Origin of the sequence: Gordonia sp. PDNC005 (genome assembly GCF_016919385.1) — a bacterium.
Taxonomy (GTDB): domain Bacteria; phylum Actinomycetota; class Actinomycetes; order Mycobacteriales; family Mycobacteriaceae; genus Gordonia.
Window position 1 is genome coordinate 3,394,115 of record NZ_CP070351.1, and the last position, 18,268, is coordinate 3,412,382.

Consider the following 18,268-nt stretch of genomic DNA (forward strand, 5'->3'; position numbering starts at 1 on the left):
CTCATCCCATTCCGGGTAGAAGGCGGACCAGCAGGTCGATGAGCCAGATGCCGATGAACGGTGTGATCACACCGCCGACGCCGTAGATCAGCAGATTTCGACGCAGCAGTCGTGCCGGCGACACTGCTCGGTAAGTGACGCCCCGCAACGACAGCGGGATCAGCGCGACGATCACCAGCGCGTTGAACACGACTGCCGACACGATCGCCGACTGCGCGGAGTGCAAGTGCATCACGTTGAGTGCGTCGAGCTGCGGATACACCGTCGAGAACAGCGCAGGCAGGATTGCGAAGTACTTCGCGAGATCGTTGGCCAGCGAGAACGTCGTCAACGCACCTCGGGTGATGAGCAGCTGCTTGCCGATGCCGACCACCTCGATGAGCTTGGTGGGATCGGAGTCGAGGTCGACCATGTTGCCGGCCTCTTTCGCCGCCGACGTTCCCGTGTTCATCGCGAGCCCGACGTCGGCCTGCGCGAGGGCGGGTGCGTCGTTGGTGCCGTCACCGGTCATGGCGACCAGGCGTCCTGCCGCCTGCTCGCGGCGGATGAGCTCGAGCTTGTCTTCCGGTGTCGCCTGTGCGACGAAGTCGTCGACGCCTGCCTGCTCGGCGATCGCCGCCGCGGTCAACGGATTGTCACCGGTGACCATGACGGTCCGGATGCCCATGGCGCGCAACTGTGCGAAACGTTCCGCCATTCCCGGCTTGACCACATCCGACAACTCGACGACCCCGAGAACTCGCGGCCCAGCCGCAACCACCAGCGGTGTGCCTCCGCGTTTGGCGATGTCGTCGACGATGGAGTCGACGTCGGTGGCGTCCGCCCCGATCCAGGCGCGGACCGAGTCCGCGGCGCCCTTTCGGTACTGCACACCGTCGAGATCGACTCCGCTCATGCGAGTCTGCGCGGTGAACGGGACCGCGGTGCCGGTCGGTCCTTCGACTCGCGCAGTGCGGGCACCGAAAGAGTCCGCGAGATCGACGATGCTTCGGCCCTCGGGGGTCTCGTCGGAGAGACTGCAGAGCCGAGCGACGGCGGCGAGTTCGTCTGCGGAGACACCCCGTGCGGGATGGAACGCGGTGGCGCGACGGTTTCCGAACGTGATGGTTCCGGTCTTGTCCATGAGCAACGTGTCGACGTCGCCCGCCGCCTCGACAGCGCGTCCGGACATCGCCAGCACGTTGCGCTGGACGAGTCGATCCATTCCGGCGATGCCGATCGAGGAGACCAACGCGCCGATCGTCGTCGGGATGAGGCAGACCAGGAGCGCGATCAGTTTGATCGGGTCGGCCGCTTCGCCTGCGAACTGCTGCATCGGTCCAACAGCCACGACGGCGAGCAGGAAGATGATGGTGAGAGCGGTGAGGAGGATGTCGAGGGCGATCTCGTTCGGTGTCTTCTTGCGCGCGGCGCCTTCGACGAGCGCGATCATCCGGTCGACGAATGTCTGCCCCGGTTCGGTGATGATGCGCACGACGATCCGGTCGGACAGCACCACGGTGCCTCCAGTGACGGCGCAGCGATCGCCTCCCGATTCGCGTACGACGGGTGCCGACTCTCCGGTGATCGCCGATTCGTCGACTGTCGCGATGCCTTCGACGACGTCGCCGTCTCCCGCGATCACTTCTCCTGCCTCAACCACGATCCGCATTCCGACCGTGAGCTCGGAGCCCGGGACCGAGGTGATCGAGCCGTCGTCGCCGATCACGCGAGCCACGGTGTCGCGCTTGACCTTTCGGAGACTGTCGGCCTGAGCCCTACCGCGTCCCTCGGCAACGGCTTCGGCGAGACCTGCGAACAGAACGGTGAACCAGAGCCAAGCCGTGACTACCCACGCGAACACCGAGGGGTGCCAGATCGCGAGCGCGGTGGTGATGATCGCGCCGATGAACACGACGAACATCACCGGGCTGCGGGCCTGATCGCGCGGGTTCAGCTTCCGGACGGCTTGTGGCAGCGACGCGACCAGCTGCTTCGCGTCGAACGCACCGCTGGTGACGAGTTCGTTGTCCGCCTCCGGTATCGGAGCGAGTTCTGTCTGGAGCGTCATGAGAGCGCCTCCGCGATCGGTCCCAGCGCCATCGCTGGGAAGAAGGTGAGACCTGCGACGAGCAGCGTGGTCCCGAGAAGTAGTGCGCCGTAGAGGATCCCGCGGCTCGGCAGGGCAGTCGCCGGGTCGGTCTCCTTCGGGGACTGACCTGCAAGACGGCCAGCCAACGCGAGTACTACGACGATCGGCAGCAGGCGGCCGAACAGCATCGCCAGACCGAGCGATATCTGGAACCAGTCGCTCGTGACGGTGATGCCGCCGAACGCGCTGCCGTTGTTGTTGGCTGCGGACGCATAGGCGTACAGGATCTCGCTGAACCCGTGCGGGCCGTCGTTGCTGAGGAAGCCGGTGGTGGAGCTGAGAAGTACGGTGATCGACACTCCGAGCAGAACGAGTGCAGGCATCACCAGCACATACAGTGCGGCGAGGGTGATCTCGTGCTGTCCGATGCGTTTGCCGCGGAACTCCGGTGAGCGCCCGACGAGGAGACCGCCGACGAAGACGGTGATGATCGCGAGGACCAGCAGGCCGTACAGCCCGGAACCGACACCGCCGGGCGCCACTTCGCCGAGCAGCATGTTCCAGATCAGCGCGCCACCGCCGGCGGCGGAGAAGCTGTCGTGCGCAGCATTCACCGCTCCGGTCGATGTACCCGTCGTCGACACCGCGAAGAGCGCGGATCCGGGAATGTCGAACCGCAGTTCCTTGCCTTCGAGCGCTGCACCGGCCGCGCGGGTCGCGAGACCGTCGGTGCGAGCCTCGAAGGTCCAGACGATCGCGAGCATCGCGCCCCAGATCGTGGCCATCACGCCGAGCAGGGTGAGGCCCTGCTTCCGGTCGCCGACGAGCGTGCCGTACGTGCGGGTGAGGCATACGGGGATGATCAGGATCGCGAGGATCTGCACCACGTTGGTCAACGGTGTCGGGTTGGAGAACGGGTGCGCCGAGTTGGCGCCGTATGTTCCACCGCCGTTGGTCCCGACGAGTTTGATCGCCTCTTGGGATGCGAACGGGCCCACGGGAGCGTGTCCGTTCGTGCCGTCGAGCATCGTGAAGTCGAAGCCGGTGCGCCACGACTGCACGGCGCCCTGCAGGACGAAGATCACTGCGACGATCGCGGCGAGGGGCAGCAGGATTCGGATCGTGCCCCGAACGAGGTCGACCCAGAAGTTCCCGAGATGTCCAGTCTTACGTGCGACGATGCCGCGGATCAATGCGACCGCGACTGCCATGCCGACGGCCGCCGACAGGAAGTTCTGCACCGCTAAGCCGAGCATCTGCGTGAGATTGCTGATCGTGGACTCGGGTGTGTACGACTGCCAGTTCGTGTTGGCCACGAACGAGATCGCCGTGTTGAAGGCGACTGTCGGCGACATGCCTGGTTTGCCGTCCGACCACGGCAGCACACCCTGCAACCGCTGCAGGGCGTAGAGCACCAGGAGCGACGCCGCAGAGAATCCGACCACGCTGAGCGCGTAGCCGCGCCACGTCTGACCGGATCGCGGGTCCACGCCGCCGACTCGGTAGAGAAGGCGTTCGACGGCGAGGTCCTTCGTCGAGGAGTAGACGCGCGCCATGTAGTCGCCCAGCGGAATGTAGACCGCGGCCAGGACGAGAAGAATGAAGACCAGCGTGAGTACGCCGGCGAGGGTGGAGTTCACCGGGTCAGAACCTCTCCGGATAGAGCAGAGCAGCGATCAGGTAGCCGACGACGGCAACGGCGATGATCGTGAGGATCACGGCCACCGTGCCCGCGCCGGTCATCGTGAGATCCGCCGGTCGAGCCCGTGCACCGCGAGCGCGCACAGCGCGATCGACGCCGCGACGATCAGCAGCATCACCACATCGGACATGACGAAACCTCCTCGAATGTGTTCACACAGATCACCTTCGAACCGCTCGGCACGGACCGCCATATGCCTTAACGGGATTCATACGTCGTCCACACGGATCTTGACGGGCCCTCTACGCTGAGACCTGTCGTCGTATCTGAGGAGAACGTCCATGAAGATTTTCGTGAAGCTTGCCGCGTCCGCGTGCGCCATCAGCGCTGCTGCGGCCGGTGTGGCACTAGCACCGGGTGAAGCCGCTGCGGGCACTGTCGGCGCCTACCAGCAGCCCGAGACGGGGGCTGTGTCGATCTCGTCCGGCACCAGCGAGATCAACGTGATGGTCATCAACCGCACGGACGCTGACAAGTGCACCGTGACCGCCACCCGCAAGGACGCGAAGGCCGGCACGAAGACGTTGACGCGGTCGATCAATCTCAGTGACCTCAACCAGCGCACCGCGATCGCCAACTTCCGCGGTGTCTTCGACAAGACGGACTACACGATCGCAGGCACCTGTGTCGGTCCGAAGCCGGCCAGCGATCCTGCGACCGGGGATCCTGTCGTCACCGATGAGACCGTGACCACGAACTTGCTGGGCGGCAACGGCAAGGCCGTTGTTCATGTCAACAACGCGGTGATGCCGCGATACGGCGAGTGCCTGCAAATCGTCAAGGGCACAGCGTGGGACCTCGGCCTCCGCGGACAGTCGCTGCAGATGGTCGTCGGGCTCGCGACGCAGTTCTGCCCGCGCTAGATCGCATCCAGACTCACCGAAAGAAGACCCGGACCTCGTGGTCCGGGTCTTCCTTCATGTGGGGGTCGTTCGCTCACTTCACCAGCAGTCCGGGACGCTAGGGCGTCCGACGGCGCAGCGTCGCCGCGGCGAGCGCCAGCGCGACGACGATGCATGCGGCAACGATCGCCATGTCCCGCCACATCAGCGCGGTTGTGCTCGAGTTCGATGCGACCTCCTGGAGCGCCTGGACCGCGTACGTGAGCGGCATGACGTCTGAGAGCACCTCCATCCAGCCCGGCAACTGATCACGCGGGACGAACAGTCCACAGAGGAACAGCTGAGGGATCACCACGACCGGTAGGAACTGCACCGCCTGGAACTCGGTCTGCGCGAACGCACTGCACAGAAGTCCAAGCGCAACGCCGAGCATCGCGTCGAGCATGGCGATCACGATCACCCACGCGACCGAGCCCTCCGCTTCGAGGCCGAGCAGCCCGAACGCCACGGACGACGCCAGCACGGCTTGGACCGCGGCGACTACGGAGAACGCGACGCCGTAACCGCCGAGGAGATCAAGCTTTCCGATCGGCGTGGTGAGGAGTCGTTCGAGGGTGCCGGATCGACGTTCGCGGAGCATCGCGATGGACGTGATCAGGAACATCGTGACGAACGGCAGAATCCCGAGCATGACAACACCGACTCGCTGGAACGGGTCGGGAACTCCCGGCGGCCTCGACTGACCGGAGTACATGAAGTACAGCAGCGTCATGAGCAGAATCGGCACCACGAGGACCAGCGCGATGGTCCGCGGGTCGGCCCGCAGTTGGCGGAGCACCCGCACTGCCGTCGCCCCGAGAATCCGCGGGCGAATCGGCGCGCTCACGCCGCACGCCCCTGGATCAGGTTCAGGAAGGCGTCTTCGAGATTGTCCTCACCTGTCTGTTCGCGCAGGTCGCGAGGTGTCAGTTGGGCGACGAGTCGACCGTCTCGCATCAGAATCAGGTCGTCGCAGCGGTCGGCCTCGTCCATCACGTGACTCGAAACGAGGATCGTGACGCCCGACGCCGCGAGATCAGCGAACCTCGACCACAGATCGGCGCGGAGTACGGGGTCCAGGCCCGCCGTCGGCTCGTCCAGCACCAGCAGCGACGGTTGGGTGACCAGTGCGCACGCGATCGATACGCGGCTCAGTTGCCCGCCGGACAGGTCGGATGCGAGATGTTTCGCGCGTGTCGTGAGGTCGACGGCCTCGAGCGCACCCTGCACCCCGTCTGTCGCATCGAACAATGTCGCGAAGTAGCGGACGTTCTGTTCCACGGTGAGGTCCGTGTAAATCGACGCGGCCTGCGTGACGTATCCGACGCGCTGCCGCAGGCTCGCTGATCCGGCGGGCTCACCGAGCACCTCGACGGTGCCCGCCACGTTCTTCTGCGTGCCGACGATGGAGCGGAGGAGCGTCGTCTTTCCGCACCCGGACGGCCCGAGCAACCCGGTGATCCGGCCTTTCGGAACTATCACGGACACGTCGTCGACCGCGGTGACGGATCCACGCCGCACAGTCACGTTCTCACACCTGATCGCGTCCATCGCAACTCAATTCATCAATTGTTGAACTGTTGATTCCGACGGTACGCGCACTCAACGCAAGAAGTGGTGAAAACGCGCTCGGGAAGAGTGCGTTTTCACCACTTCAAGTGATCGCGGGAAGCGCGATCGGATCAGCCGATGACGAGCGATTCGCCGTCGCCGCCGACGTTCACCGGGACGACGTCGCCGTCACGGATGTCGCCTGCGAGCAGCGCCTTGGCGAGCTGGTCGCCGATGGCCTGCTGCACGAGCCTGCGCAGCGGGCGAGCGCCGTACAGCGGATCGAAACCGCGCTCGGCCAGCCATTCCTTGGCCTTCGGCGTCACCTCGAGGTCCAGTCGGCGCTGCGCGAGACGTTTGCCTAGCTGGGTCAGCTGGATGTCGACGATCGACACGAGCTCTTCAGGGCTCAGGGCGTCGAAGATGACGACGTCATCGAGCCTGTTGACGAACTCCGGCTTGAACGCGGCCCGCACTGCCGCCATCACCTGGTCCTTGTCGCCGCCCGCGCCGAGGTTGGACGTGAGGATCAAGATCGTGTTGCGGAAGTCGACCGTGCGCCCCTGACCGTCGGTGAGACGACCTTCGTCGAGGACCTGCAGCAGCACGTCGAAGACGTCCGGATGAGCCTTCTCGACCTCGTCGAACAGGACCACCGAGTACGGACGCCGCCGTACCGCTTCCGTGAGCTGACCGCCGGACTCGTACCCGACGTACCCCGGAGGGGCGCCGACGAGGCGCGCGACCGAGTGCTTCTCGCCGTACTCGCTCATGTCGATCCGGATGAGGGCCCGTTCGTCGTCGAACAGGAACTCGCCCAGAGCCTTCGCCAGCTCCGTCTTACCGACACCGGTCGGCCCGAGGAACAGGAACGATCCGAGCGGACGGTTCGGGTCGGCGACCCCGGCACGAGCACGTCGGACTGCGTCGGACACCGCGCCGACAGCTGCTTTCTGTCCGATGACGCGGCGTCCGAGCTCGTCCTCCATGCGGAGCAGCTTGGCCGACTCGCCTTCGAGCATCTTGCCCGCGGGCACGCCTGTCCATGCGGACACGACCTCGGCGACGTCGTCGGGACCGACCTCCTCCTGCAGCATCACGTCCTGGTCGGGATCGGTGCCGGTCTTCTCGACCGCTGCCTCCAACTCCTTCTCCAGCCCTGGGATGCGGCCGTAGCGGAGCTCGGCGGCACGACCCAGGTCACCGTCGCGTTCGGCACGGTCGGCTTCGCCTCGGAGTCGTTCGAGCTCCTCCTTGACGTCGCGCACGGCATCGATCGCAGTCTTCTCACCCTGCCAGCGCGCGAGAAGCTCATTGAGCTTCTCGCGGTGGTCGGCGAGTTCTCCGCGCAGCACCTCGAGTCGGTCCTTCGACGCGGCGTCGGTCTCCTTCTCGAGGGCGACCTCCTCCACTTCGAGGCGACGGACCACACGTTCGGACTCGTCGATCTCGACGGGACGCGAGTCGATCTCCATGCGGAGACGTGACGCGGCCTCGTCGACGAGGTCGATGGCCTTGTCGGGCAGGAATCGCGACGTGATGTACCGGTCCGACAGTGATGCGGCCGCCACCAGCGCGGAGTCGGTGATGCGGACACCGTGGTGCACCTCGTACCGATCCTTGAGTCCGCGGAGGATGCCGATGGTGTCTTCAACCGACGGCTCACCGACGTACACCTGCTGGAAACGGCGCTCCAGCGCGGCGTCCTTCTCGATGTACTGGCGGTACTCCTCGAGGGTGGTGGCACCGACCAGCCGCAGCTCGCCACGAGCGAGCATCGGCTTGATCATGTTGCCGGCATCCATCGCCGAATCACCGGTGGCACCTGCACCCACGATGGTGTGCAGCTCGTCGATGAACGTGATGATCTGGCCGTCGGACCCCTTGATCTCGTCGAGAACGGCCTTCAGCCTCTCCTCGAACTCGCCGCGGTACTTGGCGCCCGCGACCATCGAGCCGAGGTCGAGCGACAGGACCGTCTTCCCGCGGAGGGATTCGGGCACGTCGCCCGCGACGACACGCTGCGCGAGGCCTTCGACGATCGCCGTCTTGCCGACGCCGGGCTCACCGATGAGCACCGGGTTGTTCTTGGTGCGACGGGACAGGACCTGCACCACACGACGGATCTCGCTGTCGCGCCCGATCACCGGGTCGAGGTCTCCCTCGCGAGCCCGCTTAGTGAGGTCGGTCGAGTACTTCTCGAGCGCCTGGTACGTCGACTCTGGGTCTTCGCTGGTCACTCGCCCGGTTCCGCGGACGGAGACGAAGGCCTCCCGAAGCGCCTCCGGCGTCGCGCCTGCTCCGGACAGGAGTCGTGCAACATCCGAGTCGCCGGTGGCGAGACCAACAACGAGGTGCTCGGTCGAGACGTAGTCGTCGCCCATCTCGGTCGCGAGGTTCTGCGCAGCGGTCACCGCCGCGATCGACTCGCGCGAGAGCGTCGGCTGACCGCTCGAGCTCGACACCGTCGGGGCACGCCCGACGAGAGCCTTCGCTTCGGCGCGAATCTGCGACGGATCGACGCCGACAGCCTTGATCAGCGGTGATGCAATGCCGTCGCTCTGCTCGAGGAGCGCATTGAGGATGTGAGCGGGTCGCACGTCTGGATTCCCCGCGGCGGCTGCGTCTTGGAGGGCAGCCTGCAGTGCAGCCTGCGTCTTGGTTGTGGGAGTGAAGCTGTCCACTGGTTGCCTTTCTGTAGGTCCGACATCCGGAAGCGGTTCCGGACTTAAGTCTATACGGCTCATGTTTGCCGTTCGACTAGTTCAACCGAGGCAACCTTGAGTCCATTCCACTCAAGTTGAGGAGCGTGTGTGATGCTGCACACTATCTGACCGCGGCCCCACCTACATCGGCGCTCTAGCGGCGCACCTCCTCGACACGGTCGCCCTGATGTCCGCCGCCGCCTGGGCACTCGACAAGATCATGCTCGACGGCCCGCTGACGACGGTCGTGCTCACACCTGGTGACCGGGCGGGCGGACTTCGGACCGCCAATCGAGGTGTTCCCGATCGTCCGTCGGGTCGTCACGGACTAGCCGATCGGACGATGTCGAGACGCAGGGCCGAAAATAGATTCAGTGGCATGACAAACAACCTCTTCACTCGCCGTGCCGCTCTTGCGGTCTTGTCCCTCTCAGCTGCAGCGGGCGCCGTCCTAGTCGGCACTGCGGACCACACCGGTCCTGTATCTGCCTCGCCCGTCGGTTCGGGTTCGATCTCCTCACTGTTCCCGAAGAACATGACACCGTCCGAGACCCTCGCCTCGACACCGTGGAAGACCACGGGCGCCGTTGATCAGAACGGCGATCGTGTTCCGCTCGACCACCCCGGCGTGGCGAATTTCGTCGGATGGGCGTACTTCGACGCCGACGGCACCTACACGATGTACAACCTCGATGATTCGCCGAAGCTCAAGGGCGACTGGACAGTGAACGACGCCGGCACCGAACGGTGGATCAACGCCAAGGACGACGCGGGCAAGGTGCTCTTCCAGCGAGTCGTTCCGATCGTCGAACTGAACAAGAACGTCTTCACCTACCGCGTGTACCCGAACGCCGGGGACACGACCACGTACTTCGACATCATCCACACGAAGACAAACCACGCCGAGCCCGGCTCCGACGCCAAGGGACCCGGCTCGAACGGCAGCCTCGGGAACAACGGCCGTGGCGGCTACCACGTCAACAACGGAAACTCCCACTGACTCCACCTTGTCGGCCGATGTCGGGCTCCTCATACTCGAGGAGCCGACATCGGCCTTTCTGGCATTGAATGAAGTCCGGAACGAGTCGGATCAATCGACGCGGATGATTCTCCGCTCGATGGCTGCGGCAACAGCTCCCGCACGCGTATCGACCCCGAGCTTGCCGTAGATGTGCGCCAGGTGAGCTTTCACCGTGCCCTCGGAGATGAACATCGTCTTAGCCAGGTCCTTGTTGCCCATGCCGCGCGCCAGCAGTTCGAGGACCTCGGCCTCACGTTCGGTGACGGTTGGACCCGGACGGGAGCTACGCCGCACCAGCGTCGACGCGATCGCAGGCGAGAGGGCAGTTTCCCCGCGTGCGGTAGCCCGGATGGCCGCGAGGAGCTCGTCGGCCGGGGCGTCCTTGAGGAGATAGCCGAGCGCACCCGCATCAAGCGCTCGAAGAATATCCGACTCCGTCTGGTACGTCGTCAGGACGAGAATCTGGGGCGTCGGGTTCCCGTCAGTGCGTCGATTCAACTCGGCGATGATGTGCACACCCGAGTGTTCGGCCGCTCCGAGGTTGAGGTCCATGAGAATGACGTTCGGCCGATGAAGCGCCACCGCTCGCAGAGTCGACTCCAGATCGTCGGCTTCCGCCACCACTGACATGTCGTCGAGTCCGTTGATCAGCGCCGCGAGCCCTGCTCTCACCACGGGATGGTCGTCCACGAGGAGGACCCGGATATCGGTCTCGGCCATCGTCAATTCTCCTCGTTCTGCCTGTTCAGATCACTCTTCTGAGCACTGCGTCCGATGGGGAACCACACCGACACGGTCGCGCCGTCACCGGGTTCGGACTCGATCTCGGCGCCGCCGCCCAGTTCAAGCACCCGGTCCCTGATTCCTTTGAGACCCAGGCCCCGCATCGACGAAGACTCGTCGGTGACGGCCCGTTGATTCTGGACGCCGTCGCTCGTAGCCGCCACCCTGCGCGAACGCAGAGCACTGACGTCGAACCCGTGTCCATCGTCTCGGATGTCGAGGCGGATCTCCTTCTCGGTGTACGTGAGGGTCATCATGACGTGGTCGGCACCGGAGTGCTCCTGAGCATTGGCCAGCGCACCGCGCGCGCTGGCGACGAGTGCCGCAGCGAGTCGGTGCGACAACGGCACTGGAACGCCGTCGATGCGCGTGGACACTTTCGCGGTGCCGTGCGACCGATCCTCGAGTTCACGTAGCCGCACGTGAAGCTCTGGAGCCTCTGTCAGCGCGGACGACTCGACGTCCGTGCTGAGTTCATGAATCACCTGCCGGATCTCTTCGAGACCACGACGGGACATGTCGATCGCCGTTCTGACGTTCTGATGCGACACCGCGGAATCCCTGACCCAACTGCGGTCGGCCGCCTGCAAGAGCAGGTAGACACTCGAGAGATCCTGCCCGATCGAATCGTGGATGTCTCGAGACAGACGCGCACGCTCACGCAGCGCGCCGACTCGACGTTCTTCCGCAGCCAGGTCGTCCTGCGCGGCGACCAGGCGCTCGATGAGTCGAGCCCGCGCCTTCGACTCGACATCCAACGTTCGAAACGACATGACGGTGATGAGTGCCACGCCCAGCGGTCCCGCGATCATCACGGGATCGACGGTTGCACTGATGCGCAGCCACGACGCGGTGATGACAACCATCAGGGCGCTCACACACACCACTGCAGGCACGAACCGCACAGTCTGCAGTACGGCGAACGCGACCGGCACCGCGCACCAGGCGAACGACGGGGCCGCGATAGTCAAGACCGCGACCAGACACGCCAGAACCGCGGACCACACCGCGGGCACTCCCGCCCGCTTGGGGAGAATCGGTCGAGCCGCGTAACCGACTATGAGCAGCGCTGCTCCGAGGAGTACGAGTGCACCCGTGAGGCCGAGCCCGTGGCGCACCACGTACCGCAGAGAGCTCGTCGCCACCAGCACAACAAGAACGGCGAAGAGCCAGACGTCGAGTCGACGCCCCGAAGCGAGCAGACCTGCCATGTGACCCAACACTAGAGAGGGCGTCAACCACATCGCATCATCCGTTCAGCCATTGCTCGTCGAGGAGCATCCGCGCCCGCAATCCGGTCGTTGCACGCACATCGACATCCGAACGAGATACAGTGCCAACTCGAATACTCTCCGTATCTGAAAAGAGTCGCCGATGACTGCTTCGTCGCCCGCGCACTACGAGATCGTCATCGTCGGTGCGGGGTTCTCCGGACTCGGAACCACGATCGCGTTGAAGGAGGCGGGCTTCGACGACGTCCTCGTCATCGACGACGCTGCCGGGCCCGGCGGGACATGGCAGTGGAACACCTACCCCGGCGTGGCGGTCGACATTCCGTCCTTCAGCTATCAGTTCTCCTTCGCCCAGCGCTCGACGTGGTCCCGCAGTTACGCGCCGGGAAGCGAACTGCGCGACTACGCGGCCCAGATCGTTGAGGACTACTCCCTCGGCGGACACCTTCAGTTCAACACCCGAGTTCAGGCCGCGTCGTTCAACGGCGACGAACGGACGTGGCGAATCGACACCAGCCGCGGACCGATCACGTGTTCATGGCTGATCCACGCGGGAGGTCCCCTGAGCCAGCCGAAACTGCCGGACATCGAAGGCATCGACACCTTCGCCGGACACACGATGCACACCAGCCGGTGGGATCACGACATCGACCTCACCGGCAAACGTGTCGGAGTGATCGGCACCGGAGCGACCGCCGTCCAGGTGATCCCCGAGATCGCGCCGCTCACATCGTCCCTGACCGTGTTTCAGCGGACGCCGATCTGGTGTCTGCCGAAGCCGGACTTCCCGATCGGTCGACCCGGCCGAGCGGCGCTGAGCGCAATCCCGGGCGTCGGCCGACTCGCACGGCTTGCGAGCCAGACCTTCGTGGAGGCGACATTTCCGGTGCTCGCCCACTTCCACGGATGGATCCCGGCGACGAGCCTGCTCGAATCCGCCGCTCGACAGTACGTCAACACCCAGGTGAACGATCCCGAGATCCGCCGCAAGTTGACGCCGTCGTACGCACTCGGCTGTAAACGGCCGAGCTTCCACAACTCGTATCTGAGCACCTTCAACCGCGACGACGTCACACTCGAAACGAACTCGATCGACCGAATCATCCCGAACGGCGTGCGCACGGCGGCCGGGGACGAACACGAGCTTGATGTGCTGATCCTCGCGACAGGCTTCAAGGTCACCGACCGCGACGCGTTGCCGACATACGCGCTGACCTCACAAGACGGTAGCGACCTCGCCTCCCACTGGGAGGACACGCGTTTCCACTCCTACCAAGGCGTGTCGACGGCGGGATTCGCGAACTTCTTCACGATCTTCGGTCCTTACGGGTACAACGGGGCGTCGTTCTTCACTCTCGTCGAGAACAGCGCGGCGCACGTCGTGCGGGTGCTCGAGGAAGCCCGCCGCCGGGACGCCACCGTCGCCGAAGTGACACCTGACGCTCAACAGCACTACATGGACTCGATCCTCGCCCGCGGTCACCTGCAGGTCTTCACCGACCCGACATGCTCGAACGCGAACAGCTACTACTTCACCAAACGGGGCGACGTCCCGTTCCGCGCGGCCACAACCCTCGAATCGGCGTGGCAGAGCCGACGCTTTCCCCTCGCTCACTACACGTTCACGAACTGACCCGACCCCGAACAAGGAGCAACCCTCACGATGGCGTGATCGCCAACGCCGGCATCGCCCCGCGGGTGCGACCGTCGCCGGAATGGACCCATACGAGTTCGACGGGTCATCCGGGTCAACCTCACCGGCGTCTACAGCGCCGTGATCTGCGCACTGCCATTCGTCACCGAGCGCCGCGGGCACGTTCTTCCGACGTCGTCGGTGTACGCGTTCATGAATGAGGTCGGGGTGTCGCCGTACGCCGTGGCCAAGGCAGGCGTCGAGCAGCTCGGACGTCCGCGCTACCCTCGCAATTGAGCGACGCATAACGCCTGCAGGAGCACCGATGACCCACGCACACGCCACCCTTCCGATCGTCGACATGGCCTTGCTCGACAGCGATCGGGTCGCCTTCCAAGAATCCCTGCGCACTGCGGCACACGAGTACGGATTCTTCTACCTCGTCGGCCACGGAATCGACGCGACGACGAGTGACCGTTTGTTCGACACCGCGCGGGACTTCTTCGCGTTGCCCGATGCGGACAAGTTCGGCGTGGAGATGCTCCGGAGTCCGCAGTTTCGCGGATACACCCGATTCGGCGGCGAGTACACGCAGGGCGCGATCGACTGGCGCGAGCAGATCGACGTGGCCGCCGAGTACAAGCAACTCGGAGACGATCCCGCGTATCTTCGCCTCGACGGCCCCAACCTGTGGCCAACCGCGCTTCCCGCATTCCGCGACGTGGTCACTGACTGGCAGCGACGATGCTCGGCGCTGGGACTGACCCTGATGCGCGAATGGGCGGTGAGCCTGGGTGCCGCCGCCGACGTGTTCGACGAGGCTTTCGCCGAACGTCCGTCGACGCTGCTGAAGGTCGTCCGCTACCCGGGACGCGACAGTTCTCAGGACCGACAGGGCGTCGGCGCGCACAAGGATCCGGGCGTGTTGACGCTGCTGCTGGTGGAGCCTGGCAAGGGAGGCCTGCAGGTGGAGCACAACGGCGAGTGGATCGACGCTCCTCCGGTCGACGACGCCTTCGTCGTCAACATCGGGGAACTGATGGAGTACGCGACCGACGGATATCTGAAAGCCACCATGCACCGCGTCGAATCGCCCCCGCTGGGGAGCGAACGGCTGTCGGTCCCGTTCTTCTTCAACCCCGCACTGACATCGACGATGCCGCGAATCACGCTGCCCGACGACCTCGCCGCCCAGGCGACGGGCGTGACGACCGACCCCGACAACGTGATCTCGGGGACGTTTGGCGAGAACATGCTCAAGGCACGTCTGCGCGCGCATCCCGATGTCGCGCGACGGCACCACGCCGACCTGATCGGCTGACTCCGGCCGGCGAGGCTCACACCCTGCTCCACGCCTTCCAGAGTTCTGCAAATGCACCGTCGTCGAGCTGCCTCAGTTCGTGTGCGGTACCCGACTCCGTCAGTCGGCCCTCGTCGAAGACGGCGACGACATCGGCGTCGACCGTCTGTGACAGTCGGTGGGCCACGACAATCGCCGTCCGCCCCGCGGCCACCCGAGCGAGAGCCGCGTCGAGCAGCCCTGTGCCACCGTCTTGGGCTGTCGCCTCGTCGAGCACCACCACGGGCGGGTCGGCGAGTAGAACGCGAGCCAGCGCGAGACGCTGAACCAGAGCGTCGTCGGTCACCGCGGCGTCGGACAACTGTTGGTCGAGCACCTCCGGCGCGTGTTCGACGCCGACAGCTGCAGCGGCCTCCGCCAAGTCGTCGTTCGATGCGTCCGGAGCGGCGAGCCGCAGATTGTCGGCGACCGTTCCGGTGAACGCATGCGTCTCCTGAGTCACCAACAGCACGGCGGGTCGGCCGTTCGACGTGGCGCGGTCAGCAGGCACACCGCCGACCTGGACGACGCCGGACGACGGTTCGGCGAGACCCGCGATCAGACGTGCCGTTGTCGACTTCCCTGAGCCTGAGGCCCCGACCAGCACCGCGGTCGCACCCGACGGTACGACCATGTCGACATCGCTGACCGCCGTGTGCGCACCGGTGCGGTACGTGAACGACACGCTCTTCAGACACACCGACGCATCGGCCACTTCCTGCCCGCCTGATCTGCCGCCCAGGTCGGAGTCGACGAGCCCGACGATCCGTTCCAATCCCGCGAGCGCTCGCTGGAGTTCGTCGATTCCACCGAGCAGACCACCGACCGGCCCGAAGAGACGATGGATGAACAAGGCGCCGGCGGTGACCGCTCCGATCGTGAGGGCCCCTGCCGTCACCTGATGAAACCCGACGGCGAGCACACCGGCGAGCGCGATGTACTCCGCGATGTTCAGCCCGCCGTTGAATCGGTTGCGGGCCCGCGATGCCTCACACTGCGTCTCGATCGTCGCGTGGCTGGCCGCAGCGAGCCCCGCGAGCCGCTTGTCCTGGAGACGATGTGCACGCACGGTCTCGACACCACGGACTGATTCGATGATCGACTGCCCTTGAATCGCCTCCTCGACCCGGAGGCGGCTGTACAGCGGACGTGAACGGCGCAGAAAGATCCACGTGGCCAGCAGTTGGACCGGAATCGCGGGCAGTGCCGCCAGGGCGAGCCACGGGTCCAACGCGACGAGTCCAACCCCGGTGAGTCCGATCGTGAGGGCTGCGCCGAGCATGCGCGGTACAACCCCCGTCACCGCCTCGGTCACGGACTCGACGTCCGTTGTCACTCTCGACACCGCGTCCGAGCTCCCAGCGACCTCGAGCGACCCGAGGTCTGATGCGACGGCGCGCGCGAAAGCCTCCTCCCGCAAGCCGGACAGCGATCGTTGCAGGCACCGGATGAGCAAGAGTCCGCCGTACCAGCTGAGAGCGGCTGCGACCACGCCCGACAGGAGGAGTCCCGCGCAGGCCCACCACACATGCGCAAGGCCATGGCCGCCGGCCACAGCGTCGACGACGACGCCGAGCAGAGGCGGGACTGCCAATGCCGCAGCGGATCCCGCCACCATGAGAACGGCCGTCGCCACCAACACGCTTCGCTGGGGGGCCAACAGGCGCGCCACGGCCGCTCCGACTGCGCGCGGTGTCGCGACCGGGAGAACGGTATTCATCGAAGCACCCCCTCGACTACAGCGTCGACCACGCCGTCACACGCGTCCAGCAGTGCTCTGCTCGAGGTGATCACCACAACCGTTCGGCCCGATCGACTCAGACCGTTCGCCACCCGCTGTTCAGTGACGGGGTCGAGTGCGGTGGTCGGTTCGTCGAGGACAACGACGTCGGCATCGGAGTGCATTGCACGCGCCAGGGTGAGACGTTGACGCTGTCCGCCCGACAGGCGGCGACCCGATTCGCCCACGGGGGCGTCAGGGCCGATCAGATCCACAACGTCGTCGAGAGCGCACGCGGCGATGAGATCGTCGTCGATTCGTCCACTCCCACCGAGGTTGTCAGCGAGACTGCCGCTGAAGACCATCGTGTCGTGTGGAGGAGCCAGGACGCGCGACGCGTAGACATCGGGCCCGAGATCAACGGCGTCGACACCATGCGCTGTCAGCTCGCCCCTTGGGACCGGCGTTCGATACCCGAGCCGAGCGCTCAGATCGCGCGCCTGCTGAGACGACGTCACTCGGATGCCGGTCATCCGACCTTCCGGGACGCGCAGCTCTGGGCCTTCCGGTGGTGTCCACACCAGCAGTGGGCGGGTCGGCTCAGCAGACGCGATCACGCCGTCCGGCAACGCGTACTCGTCGGCCACCAACGCATGCAGCCGCTTGGCGGACGCCCTCTTGTGCGCCCAGTTGGCCCCGAACGTTCCGATGTGCTCGAGGGAGCCCTGAAGGAACTGCGCGAGGCCGACGACGGTGATGAGCTGCCCGATCGTGATGGTCCCGTTCGATGCCATCACACCCGCCGCTGCCGTGAGGATCGCCAGATAGAGGATCGATACCGCAGTGCTCATCGACTGGTAGGTGAGCAACGACCGCCCGGACGCGACTGCGCCCTCGCGTGATGCGGCGCTGGCCGCCCGGTACCGACGGACCGATTCGGCCTCTGCGCCGAGACCCTGGACTGTGCGGATGCCCGCGAACGTGTCGGCAGCGACTTCGCTGGCCGCTGCGACGGAGGTCTGCTCCCGCATGCCGAGACGTTCGAGAGGCCTCGCCAACGACTGCATCAGCCAGAGCACGAGTGCCGCACCGAGGAGCACGCCGACGCCCAGCGGTATCGAGATCGTCAGCAAGACACCGCTCGCGACGACCACGGCGGCTACCGTCGCGCTCTGTTCCGCGATGCTCCATGCGACCCCGGCGACCCGATACGTGTCGCTGGTGGTGACCGTGAGAACGTCTCCGGTCCGGCGCCTGGACGCAAGCCCCCGAGAATGCAGGACACGGGCTGCGGTGAGCTGTCGAAGATCATGCTCGCCGTGGCTATACGTGCGGACCATCCCCTGGTTGGCGGCCTGATAACTCACGGAGAGGACGACGAACACTGCACCGAGGAGCAACAGCCAGCGCACAAGTGCCGAACCGTCTCCGGTTGCGATCGCCCGATCGATGACCAGGCCGATCAGCACTGGAACGGCGGCTTCGCAGGCTTGATGGGTCATGAAGCCGATCGAGCTCGCCGACAGCCGCCAGCCGCGGCGATCGCTCAGCAGACCGACGCGGAGGATGTCTTTGACTGTGGTGGGTTCGCTCATAACAAGCTCGACGCTATGGACTCGGCGGCCGAGAT

15 protein-coding genes are annotated in these 18,268 nt (G+C 65.5%); 5 read left to right on the plus strand and 10 right to left on the minus strand.

The genetic code is table 11. The annotated features are described in order from the left end of the window. Window position 1: 1 nt before the first annotated feature. Genes kdpB through kdpF form a run of 3 tightly spaced genes read right to left on the minus strand, consistent with a single transcriptional unit; the run spans window position 2 to window position 3,814 of the window. Window positions 2-2,050, minus strand: a complete 2,049-nt coding sequence (gene kdpB / locus JVX90_RS16375) for a potassium-transporting ATPase subunit KdpB (RefSeq protein WP_205329748.1) — start codon at window positions 2,048-2,050, stop codon at window positions 2-4. Further along, window positions 2,047-3,711 (minus strand): potassium-transporting ATPase subunit KdpA, encoded by a 1,665-nt coding sequence (gene kdpA, locus JVX90_RS16380; protein ID WP_205329749.1) that lies wholly within the window; start codon window positions 3,709-3,711, stop codon window positions 2,047-2,049. The genes kdpB and kdpA overlap by 4 nt, the downstream gene beginning before the upstream one ends. A 4-nt stretch (window positions 3,712-3,715) precedes the next feature. Then, window positions 3,716-3,814, minus strand: a complete 99-nt coding sequence (gene kdpF, locus JVX90_RS16385; RefSeq protein ID WP_075051916.1) for a K(+)-transporting ATPase subunit F — start codon at window positions 3,812-3,814, stop codon at window positions 3,716-3,718. A 240-nt stretch (window positions 3,815-4,054) separates the two neighbouring features. On the opposite strand from kdpF, the gene JVX90_RS16390 reads away from it, so the two are divergent. Then, window positions 4,055-4,636: a hypothetical protein gene (locus JVX90_RS16390; protein ID WP_205329750.1), complete on the plus strand. Its 582-nt coding sequence runs from the start codon at window positions 4,055-4,057 to the stop codon at window positions 4,634-4,636. Window positions 4,637-4,733: 97 nt separating this feature from the next. On the opposite strand, the gene JVX90_RS16395 is transcribed toward JVX90_RS16390, so the two are convergent. From JVX90_RS16395 to clpB, 3 genes are all read right to left on the minus strand, one after another. Continuing rightward, window positions 4,734-5,501, minus strand: a complete 768-nt coding sequence (locus JVX90_RS16395; protein WP_205329751.1) for an ABC transporter permease — start codon at window positions 5,499-5,501, stop codon at window positions 4,734-4,736. After that, on the minus strand, window positions 5,498-6,205 hold the full coding sequence (locus JVX90_RS16400) for an ABC transporter ATP-binding protein (RefSeq protein ID WP_205329752.1): 708 nt from the start codon (window positions 6,203-6,205) through the stop codon (window positions 5,498-5,500). Before JVX90_RS16400 ends, JVX90_RS16395 begins: the two co-directional genes overlap by 4 nt. A gap of 131 nt (window positions 6,206-6,336) precedes the next feature. Beyond that, a complete protein-coding gene (clpB, locus tag JVX90_RS16405; protein ID WP_205329753.1) occupies window positions 6,337-8,889 on the minus strand; it encodes an ATP-dependent chaperone ClpB in 2,553 nt (850 codons plus the stop codon). A 208-nt stretch (window positions 8,890-9,097) separates the two neighbouring features. Here clpB and JVX90_RS16410 point away from each other — a divergent pair, with 208 nt between their 5' ends. Continuing rightward, window positions 9,098-9,910, plus strand: coding sequence for a DUF4822 domain-containing protein (locus JVX90_RS16410; RefSeq protein ID WP_205329754.1), 813 nt, complete (start codon window positions 9,098-9,100; stop codon window positions 9,908-9,910). Window positions 9,911-10,000: 90 nt separating this feature from the next. On the opposite strand, the gene JVX90_RS16415 is transcribed toward JVX90_RS16410, so the two are convergent. Together JVX90_RS16415 and JVX90_RS16420 are read right to left on the minus strand one after the other, a co-directional pair. Next, window positions 10,001-10,651: a response regulator transcription factor gene (locus JVX90_RS16415; RefSeq protein ID WP_205329755.1), complete on the minus strand. Its 651-nt coding sequence runs from the start codon at window positions 10,649-10,651 to the stop codon at window positions 10,001-10,003. A gap of 2 nt (window positions 10,652-10,653) precedes the next feature. Beyond that, window positions 10,654-11,925 carry a histidine kinase gene (locus tag JVX90_RS16420; RefSeq protein WP_205329756.1) on the minus strand — a complete coding sequence of 424 codons (1,272 nt, stop codon included), beginning with the start codon at window positions 11,923-11,925 and terminating at the stop codon, window positions 10,654-10,656. Window positions 11,926-12,088: 163 nt separating this feature from the next. Between JVX90_RS16420 and JVX90_RS16425 the strand changes: the two genes are divergently transcribed. From JVX90_RS16425 to JVX90_RS16435, 3 genes are all read left to right on the plus strand, one after another. Then, window positions 12,089-13,579, plus strand: coding sequence for an NAD(P)/FAD-dependent oxidoreductase (locus JVX90_RS16425; protein ID WP_205329757.1), 1,491 nt, complete (start codon window positions 12,089-12,091; stop codon window positions 13,577-13,579). Between the two features lie 141 nt (window positions 13,580-13,720). Further along, entirely contained in the window at window positions 13,721-13,876 is a 156-nt protein-coding gene (locus tag JVX90_RS16430) for a hypothetical protein (protein WP_240193927.1), read from the plus strand. Window positions 13,877-13,904: 28 nt separating this feature from the next. After that, window positions 13,905-14,900 (plus strand): isopenicillin N synthase family oxygenase, encoded by a 996-nt coding sequence (locus tag JVX90_RS16435; RefSeq protein ID WP_205329758.1) that lies wholly within the window; start codon window positions 13,905-13,907, stop codon window positions 14,898-14,900. Window positions 14,901-14,916: 16 nt separating this feature from the next. Here JVX90_RS16435 and JVX90_RS16440 read toward each other — a convergent pair whose 3' ends face one another. After that, a complete protein-coding gene (locus JVX90_RS16440) occupies window positions 14,917-16,638 on the minus strand; it encodes an ABC transporter ATP-binding protein (protein WP_205329759.1) in 1,722 nt (573 codons plus the stop codon). Then, window positions 16,635-18,233 (minus strand): ABC transporter ATP-binding protein, encoded by a 1,599-nt coding sequence (locus JVX90_RS16445; RefSeq protein ID WP_205329760.1) that lies wholly within the window; start codon window positions 18,231-18,233, stop codon window positions 16,635-16,637. Before JVX90_RS16445 ends, JVX90_RS16440 begins: the two co-directional genes overlap by 4 nt. Window positions 18,234-18,268 lie beyond the last annotated feature (35 nt).

What these genes read in the sequence shown, in the direction of transcription:
- JVX90_RS16400 (WP_205329752.1), bottom strand. Translation starts at nt 6,205, where the DNA reads ATGGACGCGATCAGGTGTGAGAACGTGACTGTGCGGCGTGGATCCGTC.
- JVX90_RS16425 (WP_205329757.1), top strand. Translation starts at nt 12,089, where the DNA reads ATGACTGCTTCGTCGCCCGCGCACTACGAGATCGTCATCGTCGGTGCG.
- JVX90_RS16415 (WP_205329755.1), bottom strand. Translation starts at nt 10,651, where the DNA reads ATGGCCGAGACCGATATCCGGGTCCTCCTCGTGGACGACCATCCCGTG.
- kdpF (WP_075051916.1), bottom strand. Translation starts at nt 3,814, where the DNA reads ATGACCGGCGCGGGCACGGTGGCCGTGATCCTCACGATCATCGCCGTT.
- JVX90_RS16390 (WP_205329750.1), top strand. Translation starts at nt 4,055, where the DNA reads ATGAAGATTTTCGTGAAGCTTGCCGCGTCCGCGTGCGCCATCAGCGCT.
- JVX90_RS16410 (WP_205329754.1), top strand. Translation starts at nt 9,098, where the DNA reads ATGTCCGCCGCCGCCTGGGCACTCGACAAGATCATGCTCGACGGCCCG.
- JVX90_RS16435 (WP_205329758.1), top strand. Translation starts at nt 13,905, where the DNA reads ATGACCCACGCACACGCCACCCTTCCGATCGTCGACATGGCCTTGCTC.
- kdpB (WP_205329748.1), bottom strand. Translation starts at nt 2,050, where the DNA reads ATGACGCTCCAGACAGAACTCGCTCCGATACCGGAGGCGGACAACGAA.
- JVX90_RS16440 (WP_205329759.1), bottom strand. Translation starts at nt 16,638, where the DNA reads ATGAATACCGTTCTCCCGGTCGCGACACCGCGCGCAGTCGGAGCGGCC.
- JVX90_RS16445 (WP_205329760.1), bottom strand. Translation starts at nt 18,233, where the DNA reads ATGAGCGAACCCACCACAGTCAAAGACATCCTCCGCGTCGGTCTGCTG.
- JVX90_RS16420 (WP_205329756.1), bottom strand. Translation starts at nt 11,925, where the DNA reads ATGGCAGGTCTGCTCGCTTCGGGGCGTCGACTCGACGTCTGGCTCTTC.